This window comes from Patescibacteria group bacterium (assembly GCA_018830295.1).
Lineage (GTDB): Bacteria > Patescibacteriota > Minisyncoccia > Portnoybacterales > UBA2143 > JAHJSM01.
Genome location: JAHJSM010000003.1, coordinates 47,620 through 67,260, shown reverse-complemented (window position 1 = coordinate 67,260; position 19,641 = coordinate 47,620). Strand labels below are relative to the sequence as shown.

The window sequence follows — 19,641 nt, the reverse complement described above, 5'->3', positions numbered from 1 at the left end:
TGTAGACCAAAATCTAACCGTGGACGGAACCGGCAGTTTCGCCAGCGCGAAACTGACGATTGATGGAGATGGCAATCTGACCACAACGGGCTACGCCTCCACGACCGCGGGACTCTTCACCCAATCCAACATCCACGCGGGGGGAACCTTCTCGGCCGACGGCGTCTCTACCCTCAACAGCAACTTAACCGTCGCGGGCGCGGGCAACATTCTCTTTTCCACCTCTGGAACCATTACCCAAACAGGCGCCGGACAAATCACATTGAACGGCAACATTGACGCGACCAATGGGTTAGATGTCACCACCGCCAACTTAACTGTCGGCGGAACCAACTTTGTTATCAACCAATCCACAGGCGCGATCACCATCCAATCAGACACAAATCTTTACAGAAGCGCGGCCAATGTCCTCAAAACAGATGACGACTTCATTATCGGATTAAACGCGACCACGACCGGCTCCCACTATATCGGCGGCGACCTCGGCATTCTCGGCAACGCTTCCACAACCGGCTCAATCAATGTAGACCAAAATCTAACCGTGGACGGAACCGGCAGTTTCGCCAGCGCGAAATTGACGATTGATGGAGATGGCAATCTGACCACAACGGGCTACGCCTCCACGACCGCGGGGCTATTCACTCTGGGAGAAATCAGAACAGCTGGCAATCTGACCGCTGATGGAAATCTTTTAATCAACGCCAACGCAACAACTACGGGTTCATTAAATGTAGATGGAGATTTAACCGTGGACGGGCAATGCGTGACGGGGGATACGCTCTTGCCGATAGTGAATTCGGGGGCAGCCCCCGTTGCGAGGGCTGTCCCCAAATACACCCGCATAGATGAAGTCCAGCCGGGCGACTATGTCTTATCCCTTAATGAAAAAACAGGCGAATTAACGCCTGCCAAGATTAAGCAGTTGATGGATATGGGGGTCAAAACGACATTTCGTTTAACCACGGAATCGGGTAAACAGATTGAAACGACGGGCAACCACCCATACTTAGTTAGATTTGGAATTATAGAAGAAAGCGACACCGAACATAGTCAAAATGACAATGCCGGCGATAATGTAGAGAATAATATTATTCATAATTTATTTTCTATGTTCCATGGCCCAAATGAAAATAATGGTAGCCATGATACAAGTAATAATATAAGCGACAATAAGATAATTCATAATTATTCGGACTTTAATAAAATAACGCTCAATGTGAACAACCCCAAAGTGGATACAGAACCGATGGTGAATACGGGCATATTAACAATTCCGGAGGAACCTGGAATGAAAAACCCAACCACAGTTGAGGCGAACAATATCTTTGCTAAATCAACAAAAAAACTGGAAATCGCTTCAAATTGGGATTTATTTAATCGCATATACTTTAATAATACTAAACCTCAAATTTCTGTCAATAGTCAAAAGTGGACAAAAGTTATCTATCTTCAACCGGGTATGGAAATCGCGGCGGCTGGCGAGGGTAATTTAGCGATTTGGGAAAAAATTGTTTCCATTGAGCCAACGGGCAGAAAACAGGTCTATGACATAGAGGTAGAAGGAACTCACAACTTCGTCGCCAACGGCATTATCGCCCACAACACTATCTTCAACGGAGCAATCACCCAAACAGGCAATCTTAATATTACTGGCTACGCCTCTACGACAGCAGGATTCTTTACGCAGGGGAATGGGCATATTGGCGGAACATTCTCCGCCGACGGGGTTACTACCCTTAAGAGTGGCCTAACTGTTGCGGGAACAGGGGATATTCTCTTCTCCACTTCTGGCAAGATCGCAATTGGAAGTGATATAATCGCCAGCGGAAGTTACTCAAAGGGATTTGGCAGAGATCTTACTTTAAGCGGACAAGACGCTATAGCATTAGGGTATGGAGTTACTAATGCCGGAAATTTTTCTTTTGGTATAGGAAAATACATTAGTATTAGTAGCGACGCGGATTCGACTTTTGCGTTAGGTTCTGGAGTAAGTGGTGCCGTTCCATTAGTTCACAATAAAGACAATTCTTTTGCCATTGGATTTAATAGTAATATCCCAACATTCTATGTGGGCCCGTCCAGCGGCGTAGGAACATCGGGCAATGTCGGCATCGGGACAACCACGCCAGATTCAGCTCTGGCTGTAGTCGGCCGCATTCACGCCTCCTCAACGACCGAACAATTGCGGCTCTCTTATGATGTCTCAACATCCAAATACGCCTCATTCACCATAGACACAAACGGCGACTTAAACATAGACCTCGCCGCAAACAACAGCACGACAACCATCTCCGACAATCTCTCTGTTCTCGGTTATCTCAACATAGAAGGAAACGCGACGACAACTGGAAGCCAATACATTAAGAAGGACTTAACCGTGGACGGGCAATGCGTGACGGGGGATACGCTCTTGCCGATAGTGAATTCGGGGGCAGCCCCCGTTGCGAGGGCTGCCCCCAAATACACCCGTATAGACGAAGTCCAGCCGGGCGACTATGTCTTATCCCTTAATGAAAAAACAGGCGAATTAACGCCTGCCAAAATTAAGCAGTTGATGGATATGGGGGTTAAGACCATTTACGAGATTGAAACAGAAGACAGCAGGATAATTAGAACGACGGGGAATCATCCATATCTTGCGCTGAACAAATCAATATCCCTCTTGCCTGTGTCTGACGCTTCCGATGACGATGATATGGTTAATGATACGGAAAATAATTCGGTAATTGCCGGAACGCAGTCGGAAAGTGGGCGCGCTGTATTTCCCTCGGAGTTTCAAAACGCTTCTGTCCTGCAAAGGATGATTGAGGCGGCAAATAGTCAAGATGTCGTTGAAAATTCGGCGTTGGATATTGCGGGGCATTCCTTTGATTTCTTTGGCGGCTTTGCGGGTGAAATTATAGCGGAACATAATTATATTTTCAATGATTTTCTTAATGCTTCGCCGTCAACTAAGCTTTCTTTTTTGGCTTCTTTGAAATCTTTGTTTAATTTTTCTGCCACTTTAGGTCTTGAATATGAGACCAAATCCAAAATATCTTCCAATAGTTCTTTGGACAACATTTTTGGCGGAGCCAAAACGCCCCGCAAATTATTATTATCAATGATAGTAAATGAAGATGATAATTTAGACATACAAGAGAATAATAACAGCGACGCGGATACTCTGTCAAGTTCGCGATGGACGCGCGTCGCTGAATTAAGCGAAGGCGACACAATCGCCGTCGCGAATTTGGCGGAACTCGGGAGCTCATCGGATGTTGAGGAGAGTTTCGGCTCCGTCAAATTCGTCAAAATTGCGAGAATTAGCATCCTTCCTCCTGAACAGGTCTATGACATAGAAGTAGAAGGAACGCACAACTTTGTCGCCAACGGAATTATTGCCCACAACACCGCCTTCAACGGAGCCATCACCCAAACAGGCAACCTAACCACAACGGGTTATTTATCCGTAGGCGTAGATGACGGGTATTTCAACTTCACCGCAGGCGACTTAAACGCTTCGGGGGAATTACGGGTAGGCGAGGGTGCGACATTTGCGGGAAATGTCGGCATAGGCACGACTTCTCCTGCATACAAGCTGGATGTTTATGGCAATGCGAGGGTGGACGGCGACTTAACCACAAAAAGATTATTCACTTCTCCTAATACCACGCAAGTATTAACAGCTTCTACAACTGCGATAGTTTCAACAAATTCCTTGCTTAATATCTCATCTGACGCTGATTATGTAATGATAGGCACCCCGACTATCGCTTCATCTACGCAAGGGCAAATTTTATATATTCAAAACACAGGTTCTTTCACAATAGAACTTCAAGACAATTCAGTATTGTCAGGTTCGTCAATATTCCACGGAGGGACAAACGGAGTATTAGCCCCTGACCAAATAATGACTTTAGTATTTATGGAAGATGTGGGCGGTTGGATGATACAGTCGCACCCGAATAGTCCTGTTAATGTAAGTTCAGCCTCTTCTCTGATTTTAGTTAGAAATACAAGTGGTTCTACTATATCAGCAGGCACTCCAGTTTATATTACAGGATATAATGTCGGACAAGGCAGGATAACGATAGATTTAGCTGACGCTGATGACAGCGCGAAATATCCTGCAATTGGACTTACCACAGGCAGTATATCAAATAATACAAATGGAACAGTAATATCATCCGGCGTTTTATCAGGAATAAATACTTCGGCTTATGCCGTAAATGACGCTTTATTTTTAAGTACTACTCCGGGAACATTAACAAGCACACGCCCGACAGGAGCAAGCGACTGTATTCAAGCCGTGGCAAGAGTTTCAAGGGCAAGCGCGACAGGCGTAGTTCAAGTTATCGGTGCTGGACGATGTAATGATATTCCAAATACTTTTGCTACGACTGTTGATTACGCGCAATTTAATAATGCGACTTCAACATTATTTTCAGCGACGACTTCTTGGCTTGGGAATTTACTCTCCACGGGGAATACTCTCTCGGCGACGAATGATAGTGGACTTCATCTTTACGATAATGCAAGTAATGGAATAACTGTTTTGGACGGCGGCAACGTCGGGATAGGCACAACTTCACCTTTAACCAAACTAAGCGTTCAAGGCACAGCAGGACAACCAGTTATGAACATCGCCAGTTCCACAGGGGCGTCGTTGCTTTATGTGAGTGAAAGCGGCAACGTCGGGATTGGGACGACGGCGCCGAGCTACAAATTCCATGTAATCGGAAATGAATATGTCGCCGGCTACGCAAGCACGACGGCGGGACTCTTCACCCAATCCAATATCCACGCGGGGGGAACATTCTCGGCCGACGGCGTCTCTACTTTCAACAACAACTTAACCGTCGCGGGCGCATCTGATTTTCAAGGGAACATCGCCGATTCATTAGGAGATTTAACCATAGATGATAATCTTTTAGTTAGCGGAAACGCGACAACAACGGGACATTTTGCCGCCTTTGGCGGCAATTCTGACGAGTGGAATTCCGCATTCGGTTGGGGGGATCACGCTTCGGGTGGATATTATGTTACGGCAAATGATAGTTATGTATTAAATACTACTGATACAATGTCTGGGGGGCTTTCAATGAACTCTGCCACGACAACAGATACTTTTTATATCTCATCTTTAGCAACAGCCGCTGGTTCATTTTTAGCTGTTGACGCTACTGGATTAGTTATAGCAACAACCACTCCAAGCGGAGGTATGGTCTATCCAGCAGCTGGAATAGCATTAAGCACGGGCTCGGCTTGGGACACCTCAATCACAAATAATTCAGGAAACTGGAATACCGCTTATGGCTGGGGCAACCACTCAATAGCGGGATATTTTCCTCTTACAACTTGGTATGCGACCACAACCCACGCTTTAATAAGTTCGCTTCCAAGTTTAGTTACGGTAGGCACTTTAACCGCTGGAAACGCTGACGCTATTATTACATTAGGCACTTCCGTTGATATTTCATCAGAAACCAATTTAACAGTCGGAGCAACAGGCATTGAGTTGGCTTTAGACGATATTGCCCTAACTACTGGATACATAATCCCTTTATCAGCAAGCACGACTAATTGGAATACTTTTTACGACACTCCCTCTAATCGGATAACCGCAGGGACTAATTTAGCTTGGACTGGCAATACATTAGACGCGACTGACACAAACACGACCTATTTAGGCGGAACTAATTTAACTTTAGTTGGAACGACTTTTAATGTAGATGACGCATTTCTTGTTAATACTGCCGCAGACACGACCGCCTTTGGATTGACAATGGGTTCGGCAACTACCACTGATACTTTAAGTATAGGAGGTAAGGCAGTATTTAGCGGCAACGTCGGCATCGGGACGACGGGGCCGAGTTTTCCATTGTCATTAGGTACAGCAGTGGGAAATAAGATTGCATTATATGACAATGCCGCGGGAACTGGTTACGGGTTTGGTATTCAAAATAATCTGTTGCAAATTTTTTCCGTAAACAGTGCGAGTAGAGTAGGAATTGGCTATGGAAATAGTGGTGCATTTACTGAGACGTTATCAGTTGTCGGCGGCAACGTCGGCATAGGAACAACAACGCCACTATCTAAACTATCTATTCAAGGCACAGCTGGTAGTTCAGATATATTTACTATTGCCTCATCCACCGGCGCAAATCTATTGACGGTTACTTCAGGGGGGAATTTAGTTACAACAGGATATGCTTCTTCTACTACGGGTCTATTTACTCAAGGAGCAGGTCACTTTGGAAGTAATTTAACGGTTGATGGCAATGCAACTACTACTGGAGCTATGTATATTGGTGGGGATTTCACAGTTGGAGCAACGCCCTCCTTCGTTGTCACTTCGGCGGGTAATATCGGCATCGGGACAGTGAGTCCGGGGACAACCTTAGATGTTGTCAAAGCCAATCAGAATTTGGCGGATGGACTTAATGGAGATGCACAGGTTCACATTGCGGCAATGACCAGCGATTCTTTTGCCATAGACAAAGGCGGTGCAATCGGTATGGGAGGTTTTTACAACAGTGCGGGGAGCAAACAGATTTTTGGAGCAATTGCGGGCAGAAAAGAATCTGCGACTGACGGTTCTGCTACTGGTTATTTATCTTTCCACACAAATGATAGTTCCAGTATTAAGGAACGAATGCGTATAAACGCCTCGGGCAACGTCGGCATCGGGACGACGAGTCCAAATGAATTGTTATCTTTGAATATCCCCGAGGGAACCAATAAAGGAATCTCTTTTATGGAACGTGGCCTTTCCACATACGGTGCTAAAATACTTTTTGATGAAGCAAATTATGTGCTTAAAATCGTCGGTTATGATGCTGGGTCGGAAATTCTTGGAATTGCAGTCAAAAGAAATAGCGGCAACGTCGGCATCGGGGACACGACGCCAGATTATCGGCTGACAGTTGACCATAATAGCGACGGCGTTAATGTGGCTTATGTCAACGCGACCAACGCTTGGACTTCCGGTTCGGCTGACTACGCTGAATACTATTATTCCATTGATACCGATTTGAAATCAGGCGAGGCGGTTTGCGTTGATATTGAACGGGAAAACGCGGTCAAGCGGTGCGAACGGGCGGCTGATGGAAATATCATGGGTATTGTTTCAACTAATCCGGCATTTTTGGGGAACGCTCCTTCTGATGAAAGGCGGGAAGACAATCCGCATTACGCTATTATTGGAATGCTTGGGCAGGTGCCAGCGAAGGTCTCTGCGGAAGGCGGACCTATTCGCCCGGGGGATTCGCTTACTTCGGCTTCGGTTCCAGGGTATATTATGCGGGCAGGGGCGGGGGACCCGACGGTTGGGGTAGCGCTTGAGGGACTTAAAGAAGGCGAAGGGGTGATTAATGTTTTGATTTCGCGGCGGAATAAGTCGCTCACAGTGGAAGAGGTGGAAGATAAAGTGACGGAGCGGGTCGCGGCGATGGAGATTGAAGATGAAGTTAATATCTTGATTGCTGGAGCGATTGATAATTTGAACTTAGAGGATGATATTAACGAAATTGTTTCTCCGCAGTTGCTTTTGATTGACGCTAAATTAACGCTCGCGATGGATGAAATTTCCGATTTGGCGTTGGATATTAGAGATGTTATTCCAGAGCAGTTTGAGGAGATTGACGCGCGGATGGAGGGAATGGAGCAGTTGACGGACGGATTAACACTGAAGTTGGAGGAGGCGGGGTTGATTAGGTTGGTGGAGGCATGGGACGGGAGCAGCCCCCGCGACGGGGGACTGCCCCCTCTGCCCCCTGTGGGGTTGGTTTTGGATACGATGGGGCGGTTTGGGATTGCTACTTCGTCGCCGACGAATATCTTGACGATTGGGCGGGGCGCGGGGAGCGCGATTGCTGACGGATGGGATGTCTATTTGCCGCGCGCGGATGAAATGGAAGTTACATATTTAGAGGAGGCGGATTACGCTGAGATTTTAGGGCTGATTGCGGGGATGGAAATGGGGAGGTATGGGGGAGGGGAAGTTGCGGACGGGAGCAGCCCCCGCGACGGGGGACTGCCCCCTATTGGGATGATTTCTGATGGGGAGTCGGTTAGTTTGTATGATTATACTTCGTTTGCTTTAGCGGGGGTTAAAGCGTTGAATAATAGATTAGAGGAATTGGAGGCGTTGTTGACAGTGGAGCGGGATGAAAATGGGGATTTGGTTGAAGTGGATTCGCTGGAGGAATTAAGGATGGATTTGGCGGAATTGGGATTGGTTTTGGACGAGGAAGGAGTTTTAGTTGTTGATAAAATTAAGGCGAAAAATATTGAAACAGAGCAATTGAAGGTTGGAGGAGGAGTTGAAGAGCAGGCAGGGATTACATTGTATGATAGAGTGACGGGACTACCGTATTGTTTCTTTGTTGCGAGTGGGGCGGCGCAAACAGTCGCCGGGGAATGCGGGGCGGTTGCGGAGGAGCCGGTGGTTGATGAAGAGGGAGCAGCCCCCGCGGACGAGGGACTGCCCCCGGTGGTTGAACCGGTGGTTGAGGAACCTGTGGTTGATGAAGAGGGAGCAGCCCCCGCGGACGAGGGACTGCCCCCGGTGGTTGATGAAGAGGGGGCTGCCCCCGTTGCGGGGGCAGCCCCCGAAGAAGTCCCTGAAGCGGACGAGCCGGAGCCGGTGGTGGAGGTGTCCTCTCCTGAGCCGGTGACTGAGGAACCTGTTGCCGAGGAACCGGTGGTTGAAGAGCTAGAAACGCCTTCTGCGGATGCGGTGGGATACTAAGGAATGTCCTTGGGTCAGACAGAACAACTAAAAATAAACTTGACTTATAAAATAATCGGACTAAAATAGAAGTATGATTAAAAGAAACCTTTTTTTAGAGTTAAAAGACCATTTAAACAAAAAAGAAATCAGTTTGATTATCGGACCAAGACAAGCCGGAAAAACAACCTTGATGTCTCTTTTAGCTGTTCATTTAAATAAAATAGGGGAAGCTACGGTTAGTTTGAATTTTGACATAGAAAGAGACAGGGAATTTTTGAGCTCGCAAGAAAAATTACTTAAGAAAATTGAATTGGAAATTGGTAAAAAGAAGGGTTATGTTTTTTTGGATGAAATACAAAGAAAAGAAGACGCTGGTCTTTTTCTTAAGGGTTTGTATGATATGAACTTGCCGTATAAATTTATCGTTTCTGGCTCGGGCAGTGTTGAACTTAAAGAAAAAATTCATGAATCGCTGGTTGGTAGAAAAAGAATGTTTGAACTTGGCACAGTGTCTTTTGATGAGTTTGTAAATTTTAGAACCGATTATAAATACGAAAATAAATTAAACGATTTTTTTGAAATAGAAAAATCACAAGCCCGTTTGCTCTTTGAAGAATTTTTAAATTATGGTGGTTATCCAAAAGTTGTTTTAGAGGAAACAAAAGAAGAAAAGATAAAAACAATAGACGAAATTTATAGAAGCTATGTTGAAAAAGATATTTCCTATCTTTTAGGCGTACAAAAAACAGATGATTTTACTCGTCTGTTAAGATTAATAGCTGGTCAAATAGGGAATTTAGTGAACATCTCCGAACTTTCGGCCACTTTAGGAATTTCAATTCCGACTGTCAAAAATTACCTTTGGTACTTGGAAAAGACATTTATTTTAGAAAAAGTTACTCCTTATTTTAAAAACGCTCGCAAGGAAATAACAAAAGCGCCCGTGTATTATTTTTATGATATCGGCTTGCGGAATTACGCGGCTGGAGATTTTGGGCGGATTAGTTTGGAAGATAATATTGGATTTGTATTTGAAAATTATGTTTTTAGCGTTCTTAAAGAAAAAACAAGGCATTCGTCATCGTCTATTCATTTTTGGCGCTCTAAAGACGGCGCGGAAGTAGATTTTATTATTAACTCTGGTAGAACCGTTATTCCCGTGGAGGCAAAAAAACAAAATTTACGACAGTCGGAAATTACCCGCTCGCTTCGTAGTTTTATAACTAAATATAGCCCAGAAGAAGCTTGGGTGGTGAATTTAACTTTAAGTGATGAAATAATAGTTAGAAACACAGCAATGCGTTTTGTCCCATACTACGGGCTTCGGCTGGAGTTGTTTCTTTTATGATAATTTACAAGGAAGATGAAGAGTATCCTGAACTTTTAAAACAAACTAAGGGCGCGCCTAAGCAATTGTATTATAAAGGCGATTTTGACTTGAGTATTTTTGAAAATTGTTTGGCGGTTATTGGGAGCAGGAGATTGACTTCTTATGGCGAGCGGATAATGGAGCAGATAGTTGGCGAAATCGCGATGGCTGGAATTACGATTGTTTCTGGATTTATGTATGGAGGCGATGCGGCGGCTCATGAAGCGGCGATTAAAGCGGGCGGGCGAACGATTGCGGTGATGCCATGCGGGATTGATTTAATTCATCCGGCTCATCAAAAAAAAACTTTATAAGAGTATTTTGGAGAGCGGGGGGCTAATAATTTCTGAATATGAAGGGGAGATGAAGCCGGCGCTTTGGACTTATCCTCAAAGAAACAGAATTGTGGCTGGTTTATCAAAGGCGCTTTTGGTGATTGAGGCGGGAGAAAAGAGCGGTTGTTTGATTACTGCTAATTGCGCGAAGAAGTTTGGCCGAAAGGTTTTTGCCACGCCAGGGCCGATAACGGGTTCGTTGTCAAAGGGGACTAATTTATTAATTAAGAATGGGGCGGAAATGGTTTTGAGCGCGGAGGATGTTTTAAGGGGGATGGGGGCAGCCCCCGAAGACGAGGGACTGTCCCCAAGAGAGGGGATGGGGGCTGCCCCCGTTGCGGGGGCAGCCCCCGAAGCCAGGATTTTAAGAAAATTAGAGCAGGAGCCGATGGGGATAGATGAATTATCGCGCGGTTTGGAAATGTCGGTTTCGGAATTAAGTGTTAAGTTATCGTTGATGGAAATTAGGGGGCTAATTAAATTAAGAGGAGGGAAGTATAATACTAAATAGCTAAGACGGGGACAGTCCCCAAGAGAGGGGATGGGGGCTGCCCCCGTTGCGGGGGCAGCCCCCTAATTTAAATTTATGTTATCAAAAATTCCGTCGGTTTTGTATTCTGGTTTGGAGGCCTTGCCTGTGGATGTGGAAGTTAATATCGCCAGCCGAGGTTTGCCTGGGTTTGAGATTGTCGGCTTGCCCGGAAAAGCGGTGGACGAAAGCAGGGAGAGAGTCAAGGCGGCTATTGTTAATTCCGGCATGGACTTCCCGATGAAAAAAATCACCGTTAATTTGGCGCCGGCGGATATTCCCAAAGATGGTTCTTTTTATGATTTGCCAATCGCGATTGGAATTTTATCCGCTGTGATGGGTTTTCCCATTCCGGAAAAAACGCTCTTTTTCGGCGAACTTTCTTTTGACGGGACTTTGCGGCACACCAGAGGCGCTTTTCTTTTGGCTTTATTCGCCAAAGAACATGGTTTTAAAAATATTTTTTTGCCCAAGGATTCGGTTAACGAGGCGTCTGTTTTTCCGTCAATTAATGTTTATCCGGTGGAACGACTTTCTCAATTATTGTCTTGCTTATTGAATAAGCAAGAAATTCAAAAAGTAAAATACATAAAGTCGGTTAATCCTGATTTAACATCTAGCGAATTTGATATGAGAGAGGTGTTGGGGCAAGAACAAGCGAAAAGGGCGATGGAAATAGCCGCGGCGGGCGGGCATAATGTTATCATGACAGGCAGTCCGGGTTCTGGCAAAACGATGCTGGCGCGCGCGCTGACTGGAATTTTGCCTCCTTTGAGCGAGCCGGAAGCGATAGAAACAACTAAGATTTATTCAGCCAGCGGCAATATTCCGCCGGGCGCTTCAATTGTCAGGACTCGTCCTTTTAGGTCTCCTCATCATTCCACTTCTTTGGTTGGTTTGGTTGGCGGGGGTTCTAATCCGCGGCCGGGCGAAATTAGTTTGGCCCATCGGGGCGTGCTTTTTTTAGACGAGTTTAACGAGTTCCCGCGCGCGGTTTTGGAATCGCTTCGCCAGCCCATGGAAGATGGTTGGGTGGTTATTTCTCGGGCTAAAGCAATGGTCAAATATCCAGCCAGATTTATTTTGGTCGCTTCGGCTAATCCTTGTCCTTGCGGTTATTTAGACCACCCTAAAAAAGAGTGCGCTTGTTCGCCGCAGGAAATTAAAAGATATGGCAAGAAAATTTCAGGTCCTATTTTAGATAGAATAGATCTTCATATCAAGGCGCCAATTGTTGATATTAATAAATTATCTCAAAGTGAAAGGGCTAACAAATTTTTGGAAAGTTCAGCGTCCATCAGGGAACGGGTTTGTCGCGCCAGGGAAATTCAGCAAAAACGATTTAGGCGGGGAACTATTTATAATAACGCCGAAATGAATAATAAAGATATTAAAAGATATTGTTCTTTATCTCAAGAAGCGGAAAGAATACTTGGGCAAGCGGCGATCGCTTTTCAACTTTCGGCTCGTTCTTATTTTAAGATGCTCAAGGTCGCTCGAACAATCGCTGATTTAGAGGGAGCGGAGAAAATAGATGTTTCGCATACGGCTGAAGCGTTGCAGTATCGTAACTAAGATGGGGGCAGCCCCCGAAGACGGGGGACTGTCCCCGGGGATGGGAGAAAGGGGGCAGCCCTCGTTGCGGGGGCTGCCCCCGGTGTGTAATATGAACAAAGATATAATTTGGAAAATAGGGGAGGACGCGGCTAAAAATTATTTGGAGAGTAAAAATTATAAGATTATAGAGAAGAATTATAGGACTAAATACGCTGAAATTGATTTGGTCGCCAGAAAAGATAATATTTTAATATTTGTGGAAGTGAGAACCAAAAGGAGTCGCGCTTTTGTCGCGCCGGAGGAATCAATTAATTATAAAAAGTTAAAAAAATTATATTGGAACGCGAATGCTTATGTCGCGTTTAAAAAATGGAAAGGCGCGTATAGAATAGACGCGATTTGCATTGTTCTTAATCCGGATAATACTGTTGCCGAGTTGGAACATTTTGAGGGGGTGTGATAACTAAGACGGGGACAGTCCCCCAGAGGGGACTGTCCCCTCGTGGCGAAATGGGGGCAGCCCCCGAGGACGGGGGGCTGCCCCCGAGAAAGGGAAAGGGGGCAGCCCTCGCGGCGGGGGCTGCTCCCATCGGAAAAACCTGATGGGGATAATTCGGGCTTTTATTTTTTCAATTTTTTGGTATAATAAAAAAAGAGAATCCGGGGACAGTCCCCAAGAGGGGACTGTCCCCAGTCGTCTAATAAAGTCCTTGAAGGATTTGTTGGTGGTGATTGAAAAAGCCAGCGGCAATTCGAGAGGCAAAAAAAAAGATGAGGAAGATATACAACTTCGCGATTAAGTATTCGGTTTACGCGCTGGTTCTTTTGCTGCCTTTATTTTGGCTGCCTTGGACAGCGGAAGTGTTTGAGTTTAATAAGCAATATTTGCTTTTTGTTTTGGCCTCTTTGGCCTTGTTCGCTTGGCTCGCGAAAACAATTATTGTTCGAAAGAAAGTTGTCTTTCGTCGGACGCCTTTAGATATTTGGGTTTTGGTTTTTATGCTCATGGTTATTTTGAGCGCTGTTTTTTCAATTAATAGTGTTTCTTCGTGGCTGGGCGGGTATGGGAAGTTTTCGGATTCGGCGATTGGTTTATTGGCGATGTGTTTGCTTTATTTTGTCGTGGTGAATAATGTGATGGTTTCTAAGACGGGGGCAGCCCCCGAAGACGGGGGACTGCCCCCTGATATAAACGCAGTCGCGACAACAAAGAAAAGAATGTTGATTTGTTCGCCTGGGGTTTGTTTGAGGACGGTAATTAATTTAGTTTTGGTCTCGGGCTGGGTGGCTGTTTTGGCGGCTTATCTTTCTGTTTTTAATCTTTGGAGCAAAATTCCGGGTCTGCCTGAGATTATGAATTTGCGTTCTTTTAACCCAGTGAGCGGCTCGTTTGAGGGGTTAAGCATATTTTTGGCGGCGATTGTCGGACTGATCACAGGCGTCTTTTTACAGGGCAAAAAAAGAGGCGTTTTAGCAAAGGTCTTAAGTTACGGATTATTGGCGGCGTCGGTTATTCTTTTGGTTGTCATTAACTTTTGGGCGGCTTGGGTTTCTTTAGCGGCGGCGATGGCTCTTTTGTTAATTATCGCTTTTTGGACGCGAATTTTTCGCAAGAGAGTCAACGCGTTGATGTTGCCGATCGCTTTGCTAATTATCGCCGGAATTTTTATTGTTAATTTGCCGGGCCGGGTGGAGTTATTGAGCGATTTTAACAATATTAACCAGGATATACCCAAGGAACTGATTTTGGACGGGGCAATGACAAATACGATTACATGGCAGACGCTCAAAGAATACCCAATTCTGGGTTCGGGAGAAGGAACTTTTTTAGCTAATTTCGCCAAGTTTAAGCCGGCTGAATTTAACAACAGTCAGTTTTGGAACATTAGGTTTGACAGGGCGTCAAATTATTTTATGGAAACGACGGGGGCGCTTGGCATTTTGGGAATTTTAAGTTATTTAACGGTTGTCTTTATGTTCTTGCTGATTATGGTTTTGTCTTTGTGGCGGCTTAAGAAAAGTAAGGATGTCGCCGCCGCCGAACTGATTATTCTGCCTTTTCTTCTTTTCTGGTTAATTTTATTTATTTCTCAATTTGTCTATTCGCAAAATACGGTTTTGCTTTTCTATTTCTGGCTCTTTACGGCATTAGGTATCGTCAGTTGGCAAGGTCTTCAAGAGAAACCTTGCAAGAAAATATCTTTTTCTTTCAAAAAACTGCCAGAAGTGGGATTGGTCATTAATGTTGTTTTGTTGATTTTGATCTTTGTGATGGCGGGCCTCTTTTATTTAGGGGGCAGATTTTATTTAGCGGAAGCAAAATTAATTCAGACGGCGACTGACAGGCAAGATTTAATTCGCCGCGCCGAAGAAATAGTTAATTTGAACAGATACAGGGCGAGTTATCGGCAGAATTTGTCGCAGATTTATTTGGTTTCCGCTTGGGAAGAGGCGCGAAAGGCGGAGGCGGAGAGAAATATTGAATTGTTACAAACACTTGCCGCCGGTTCTATTCAGCAAGCGAGAGTGGCGACCGATTTGAGTCCCAATTCCGTGAGCGCTTGGGAAAATTTGGGAGCGGTTTATCGGGACGCGCGTGGCTTGGTTGGCGGAACTTTGCCTTTCGCTATGGAGGCGTTCGCGAAAGCGTTGGAGTTAGAGCCGAGCAATCCTGTTTTTTATCGGGAACTTTGTCGGTTGAATTTAATTACGGAAGACGAGACGGTTGAAAAAGAGAATTGGGACGAAACAGTCGCTTATTGTCAAAAGGCGGTTGATTTGAAAGCTAATTATTTAGACGCGCATATTCAATTGGCGTTGGCTTATGAGCAGAAGGGCGAGCTTGAAAGAGCGCTTGAGCAGACGCAATCGGTTTTAACGAAATTAAAAGGGGTGAGTTTCCAGAGGGGTTCGGAATTGGCGGGCGCGGCGACTGAAATTTATTTCCAGATGGGCCGTCTCTATTTCAACCTCAACAGAGTGAGCGAGGCCATTCCTATGTTTGAGCAGGCGGTGATTATTACGCCGCAATACGCTAATGGGCGATACGCTTTAGCGTTGTCCTATCAAGTTGCGGGACGAAACGCGGACGCGTTGATTCAATTTAAGATCGTAGACCAGTTGGTCCCGGGGAATGAGAATATTATGAAGATAATACAGGAATTGGAGGCGCCGGTAGTCGAATAAACTAAGATGGGGGCAGCCCCCGAAGACGGGGGACTGTCCCCGAGAGAGGGAAAGGGGGCAGCCCTCGTTGCGGGGGCTGCTCCCGTCGGGTCCCCGGTGAAGGGCTTGACTTATTTTTTTGGTTATGTATACTTGGAGGGTAGTTTAGGTTTATTTAATTTAGCCGCCTACTTTTTATGTCTTTTTGGCGGGATTGTCGGGAATAATTTTGAATATTTTTTTAAACGACCTTTCTGAAGCGTGAAGGAAGGGTTTTGTTTTGCGTAAGATTTTTTATTTTATGTCTAAAAAAGTCCATTCTCAATGTTGGGACGGTCAAAGTGTTGGCTGTCTCCCTAAGCGATTTAGCGCGGCTTCCGCTTCCCAGCGGAATGAGTATGAATTGCCCAACCTCGTAGAGATACAAAAAAATTCGTATCGGTGGTTTTGGGAAAAAGGCCTGCGCGAACTTTTAGATGAGTTTTCCCCGATTAAGGATTGGGGAGGCAAAGAACTTGAACTTTCTTTTGGCGACTATCGTCTGGATGAGCCGAAATATGACGAAAGAGAAGCCAGAACTCGCAATGTTTCTTACGAGGCGTCTTTGTATTGTCGAGTCAAGTTGATTAACAGAAAAACAAAAGAAGTCAAAGAGCAAGAAATTTTCTTTGGCGATTTTCCCGTGATGACTGACCGCGGGACATTTATCGTGAACGCCGTGGAGAGGGTCGTGATTTCGCAACTAATTAGATCTTCTGGGGCGTTTTTTGTTTCTCAATTTTTAAGAGGCCAGCAAAGATTTGGAGCAAAAGTTATTCCAAGCCGCGGCGCTTGGTTGGAATTTGAAACGGATTCGGACGGCGCGATTGCCGTAAAAATTGATAGAAAGAGAAAAGTTTCAGTGACCGCTTTAATGCGGGTTTTTGCCGCGCTTGAAGGAAATGACAATTTATCTAACGATGAGATCAAGGGATTTTTCTCCGATATTAACAATGGCGAAACGGATTACATTGAAGCGACAATTGAAAAGGACTCAGCTAAAACGGCGGGCGAGTCGTTTGTTTCGGTTTACAAAAGAATTCGTCCGGGCGATTTAGCAACGGAAGATAACGCGCGTGGATTTATTGAAGCGATGCTTTCTTTTGAAAGATACGATTTGGGAGAAGTGGGAAGATGGAAGTTAGGGCAGAGGGTGGGGAATTGGGGGCAGCCCCCGAAGACGGGGGACTGTCCCCAAAAAAAGAGGGTGCTTTGTTTGGAGGATATTAAGAATATTATTCGGGAAATTATTGTTTTAAATAATACGCCAGGCGCGACGCCGGACGATATTGACCATTTGGGCAATCGCCGCGTCAAGTCCATGGGGGAATTATTGCAGAATAAATTGCGAGTCGGAATGGCGCGGACAGAAAGAATTATCCGCGACCGAATGTCCACGCTTGACCCTTATGAAATGATGCCGGGGCAGTTGATTAATGTTCGGCCTTTTATTGCTTCAGTGAAAGAATTTTTTTCCTCTTCGCAATTGTCGCAATTTATGGACCAGCACAATCCTTTGGCAGAACTGGAGCATAAACGACGGTTATCGGCGATGGGTCCGGGTGGTTTGACGAGGGAAAGAGCGGGGTTTGAAGTGAGAGATGTGCACTCAAGTCACTACGGAAGAATTTGTCCAATTCATACTTCGGAAGGTCCGAACATTGGTTTGATTGGGCATTTAACTGTGACAGCGCGTTTGAATGAATATGGTTTTCTTGAAACGCCTTATCGCAGAGTAGTTAAAGGGAAACCGACAAAAGAGGTTGTTTGTCTTAATGCCGCCGAAGAGGAGAAATACAATATCGCGCATAAGGGGGTTGCTATTGGGGCGGACGGGCGGCTGGCTGACAAAATCGTGGAAGCGCGGGTTAAGGGACAGCCGAGCGTCATTGACCGCTCCAAGGTTGATTTTATTGATGTTTCGCGGCAGCAGCCAATTAGTGTTGCTACTTCTTTGATTCCGTTTTTGGAACACGACGATAGCAACCGCGCTTTGATGGGCTCAAATATGCAGAGACAGGCGGTTTCTTGCGTTAAACCGCAGGCGCCTTTGGTTGGGACGGGCATGGAAGACCGAGCGGCGAGGGATTCGGGTAGTTTGATTATTGCCGAGGAGGACGGAACGATTGAAGAGGTTGACGCGGAGCATATCGCGGTTAGACCCAAAAAAGGAAAATTAAAAACATATTATTTGCGTTCTTTTACGCGAACAAACCAATATACTTGCGTTTGTCAGCATCCACTTGTTCAAAAAGGACAGAGGGTTAAGAAAGATGATATTTTAGCGGATGGCGCCTCCACCGACCAGGGACGGCTGGCTCTGGGGCAAAATCTTTTGGTCGCTTTTATGTCATGGCGAGGGTACAATTTTGAAGACGCGATTATTCTTTCTGAGAAATTAGTCAAAGACGACCGATTTACCTCAATTCATATTGAAAGTTTTACCTGCTTCGTCCGGGAAACAAAATTAGGGCCAGAAACGACCACGCCTGATATTCCTAATGTGGGCGAAGACCGACTCAAGGATTTAGACGAAGAGGGGATTGTCCGCGTTGGAGCGGAAGTCGGACCTAATGATATTTTAGTTGGCAAAATTTCTCCCAAAGGAGAAACCGATTTGACGGCGGAAGAAAGATTATTGCAGGCGATTTTTGGAGAGAAAGCGCGCGATGTTAAAGACACTTCTTTGCGAATGCCGCATGGAAAAAGAGGCCGGGTCGTCGGAATTAAAATTTTCTCGCGCGATAATGGCGACAAATTGCAGAGCGGAGTAATTCGGAGCATCCAAGTGGAAGTGGCGCAATTGCGCAAAATTTCGGTGGGCGACAAACTTGCTGGCCGGCACGGAAACAAGGGCGTCATTTCTAAAATTCTTCCAGAAGAAGATATGCCTCATTTGGCGGACGGAACGCCGGTGGAAATTATTCTTAATCCTTTGGGCGTTGCTTCGCGGATGAACATCGGTCAAATTTTGGAAACACATCTTGGTTGGGCGGCGAAGGAATTGGGGTATCAAGCGATTACTCCGGCTTTGGCTGGATTTAAGGAAAGCGAAATTAAAAGCGAATTAAAGAAAGCTGGCTTGCCCGAAAGCGGAAAAGTTATTTTATACGATGGGCGAAATGGCGAGCCGTTTGAACAGCCGATTACGGTCGGATATACATATATTTTGAAATTATTGCATTTGGTTGAAGACAAGATGCACATGCGTTCAGTTGGGCCTTATTCCTTGATTACTCAACAGCCCTTGGGCGGAAAAGCGCAATTTGGCGGGCAGAGATTTGGGGAAATGGAGGTTTGGGCGTTGGAAGGATACGGCGCGGCGCACACTTTGCAGGAAATTTTAACGATTAAATCGGACGATGTGAGCGGGCGGACGAATGTTTACGACGCGATTATTCGCGGAAGAGAAATCCAAGCGCCGAACATTCCGGCTTCCTTTAATGTTTTGTTAAGCGAGTTAAAGGCGCTGGGACTGGGGATGGAACTGACAGGGAAGTAGTCAAAATTTTCAATTTTCAATTCTCAATTTTCAAACAATTTTCAATGACTGAATTTTCAAAACATGAAGTATGATTTAGAAGACAGAACAAAGAATTTTAGCAAGAATATTATAATACTGCTAAGAGAAATAAGAAAAGATGAAATAAACAGAAATTTAATATCGCAACTTATTAGATCAGCGACAAGTATTGGGGCTAATTATTGCGAAGCAAATAATGCCAGTTCTAATAAAGATTTTAAGAACAAAATATTTATTTGCAGAAAAGAAATTCAAGAAACCAAATATTGGATAGAAATAATGGCGCAATCAAATCCAGAAGAAAAAGATAAACTTAGAAAATTATGGTTGGAAGCTCACGAATTTGCTTTGATATTTAATAAAATATCTTCAACAATGAAACAAAACCAAAAAGCCGATAATTGAAAA

9 protein-coding genes are annotated in these 19,641 nt (G+C 45.1%); all 9 read left to right on the top strand.

Annotated features, from left to right (window positions below):
- The first annotated feature begins 19 nt into the window (after window positions 1–19).
- Complete coding sequence (locus tag KKF19_04005; protein ID MBU2580085.1) at window positions 20–8,734, top strand: hypothetical protein; 8,715 nt, start codon at window positions 20–22, stop codon at window positions 8,732–8,734.
- A 73-nt stretch (window positions 8,735–8,807) separates the two neighbouring features.
- The gene (locus KKF19_04000; protein ID MBU2580084.1) at window positions 8,808–10,064 is read left to right on the top strand and encodes an ATP-binding protein; all 1,257 of its coding nucleotides are present in this window, start codon (window positions 8,808–8,810) and stop codon (window positions 10,062–10,064) included.
- Window positions 10,061–10,399, top strand: coding sequence for a DNA-protecting protein DprA (locus tag KKF19_03995; GenBank protein ID MBU2580083.1), 339 nt, complete (start codon window positions 10,061–10,063; stop codon window positions 10,397–10,399). Before KKF19_04000 ends, KKF19_03995 begins: the two co-directional genes overlap by 4 nt.
- Before the next feature lie 7 nt (window positions 10,400–10,406).
- A complete protein-coding gene (locus KKF19_03990; GenBank protein MBU2580082.1) occupies window positions 10,407–10,931 on the top strand; it encodes a DNA-processing protein DprA in 525 nt (174 codons plus the stop codon).
- 75 nt (window positions 10,932–11,006) lie between these two features.
- Window positions 11,007–12,524, top strand: coding sequence for a YifB family Mg chelatase-like AAA ATPase (locus KKF19_03985; protein MBU2580081.1), 1,518 nt, complete (start codon window positions 11,007–11,009; stop codon window positions 12,522–12,524).
- Between the two features lie 91 nt (window positions 12,525–12,615).
- On the top strand, window positions 12,616–12,966 hold the full coding sequence (locus tag KKF19_03980; GenBank protein ID MBU2580080.1) for a YraN family protein: 351 nt from the start codon (window positions 12,616–12,618) through the stop codon (window positions 12,964–12,966).
- A 311-nt stretch (window positions 12,967–13,277) separates the two neighbouring features.
- The gene (locus tag KKF19_03975) at window positions 13,278–15,692 is read left to right on the top strand and encodes a tetratricopeptide repeat protein (GenBank protein MBU2580079.1); all 2,415 of its coding nucleotides are present in this window, start codon (window positions 13,278–13,280) and stop codon (window positions 15,690–15,692) included.
- Window positions 15,693–15,972: 280 nt separating this feature from the next.
- Window positions 15,973–19,212, top strand: coding sequence for a DNA-directed RNA polymerase subunit beta (locus tag KKF19_03970; GenBank protein ID MBU2580078.1), 3,240 nt, complete (start codon window positions 15,973–15,975; stop codon window positions 19,210–19,212).
- A gap of 63 nt (window positions 19,213–19,275) precedes the next feature.
- Window positions 19,276–19,638, top strand: a complete 363-nt coding sequence (locus KKF19_03965) for a four helix bundle protein (GenBank protein MBU2580077.1) — start codon at window positions 19,276–19,278, stop codon at window positions 19,636–19,638.
- The last annotated feature ends 3 nt before the right edge of the window (window positions 19,639–19,641 follow it).

What these genes read in the sequence shown, in the direction of transcription:
- KKF19_03970 (MBU2580078.1), top strand. Translation starts at nt 15,973, where the DNA reads ATGTCTAAAAAAGTCCATTCTCAATGTTGGGACGGTCAAAGTGTTGGC.
- KKF19_03980 (MBU2580080.1), top strand. Translation starts at nt 12,616, where the DNA reads ATGAACAAAGATATAATTTGGAAAATAGGGGAGGACGCGGCTAAAAAT.
- KKF19_03965 (MBU2580077.1), top strand. Translation starts at nt 19,276, where the DNA reads ATGAAGTATGATTTAGAAGACAGAACAAAGAATTTTAGCAAGAATATT.
- KKF19_03995 (MBU2580083.1), top strand. Translation starts at nt 10,061, where the DNA reads ATGATAATTTACAAGGAAGATGAAGAGTATCCTGAACTTTTAAAACAA.
- KKF19_03985 (MBU2580081.1), top strand. Translation starts at nt 11,007, where the DNA reads ATGTTATCAAAAATTCCGTCGGTTTTGTATTCTGGTTTGGAGGCCTTG.
- KKF19_03975 (MBU2580079.1), top strand. Translation starts at nt 13,278, where the DNA reads ATGAGGAAGATATACAACTTCGCGATTAAGTATTCGGTTTACGCGCTG.
- KKF19_04000 (MBU2580084.1), top strand. Translation starts at nt 8,808, where the DNA reads ATGATTAAAAGAAACCTTTTTTTAGAGTTAAAAGACCATTTAAACAAA.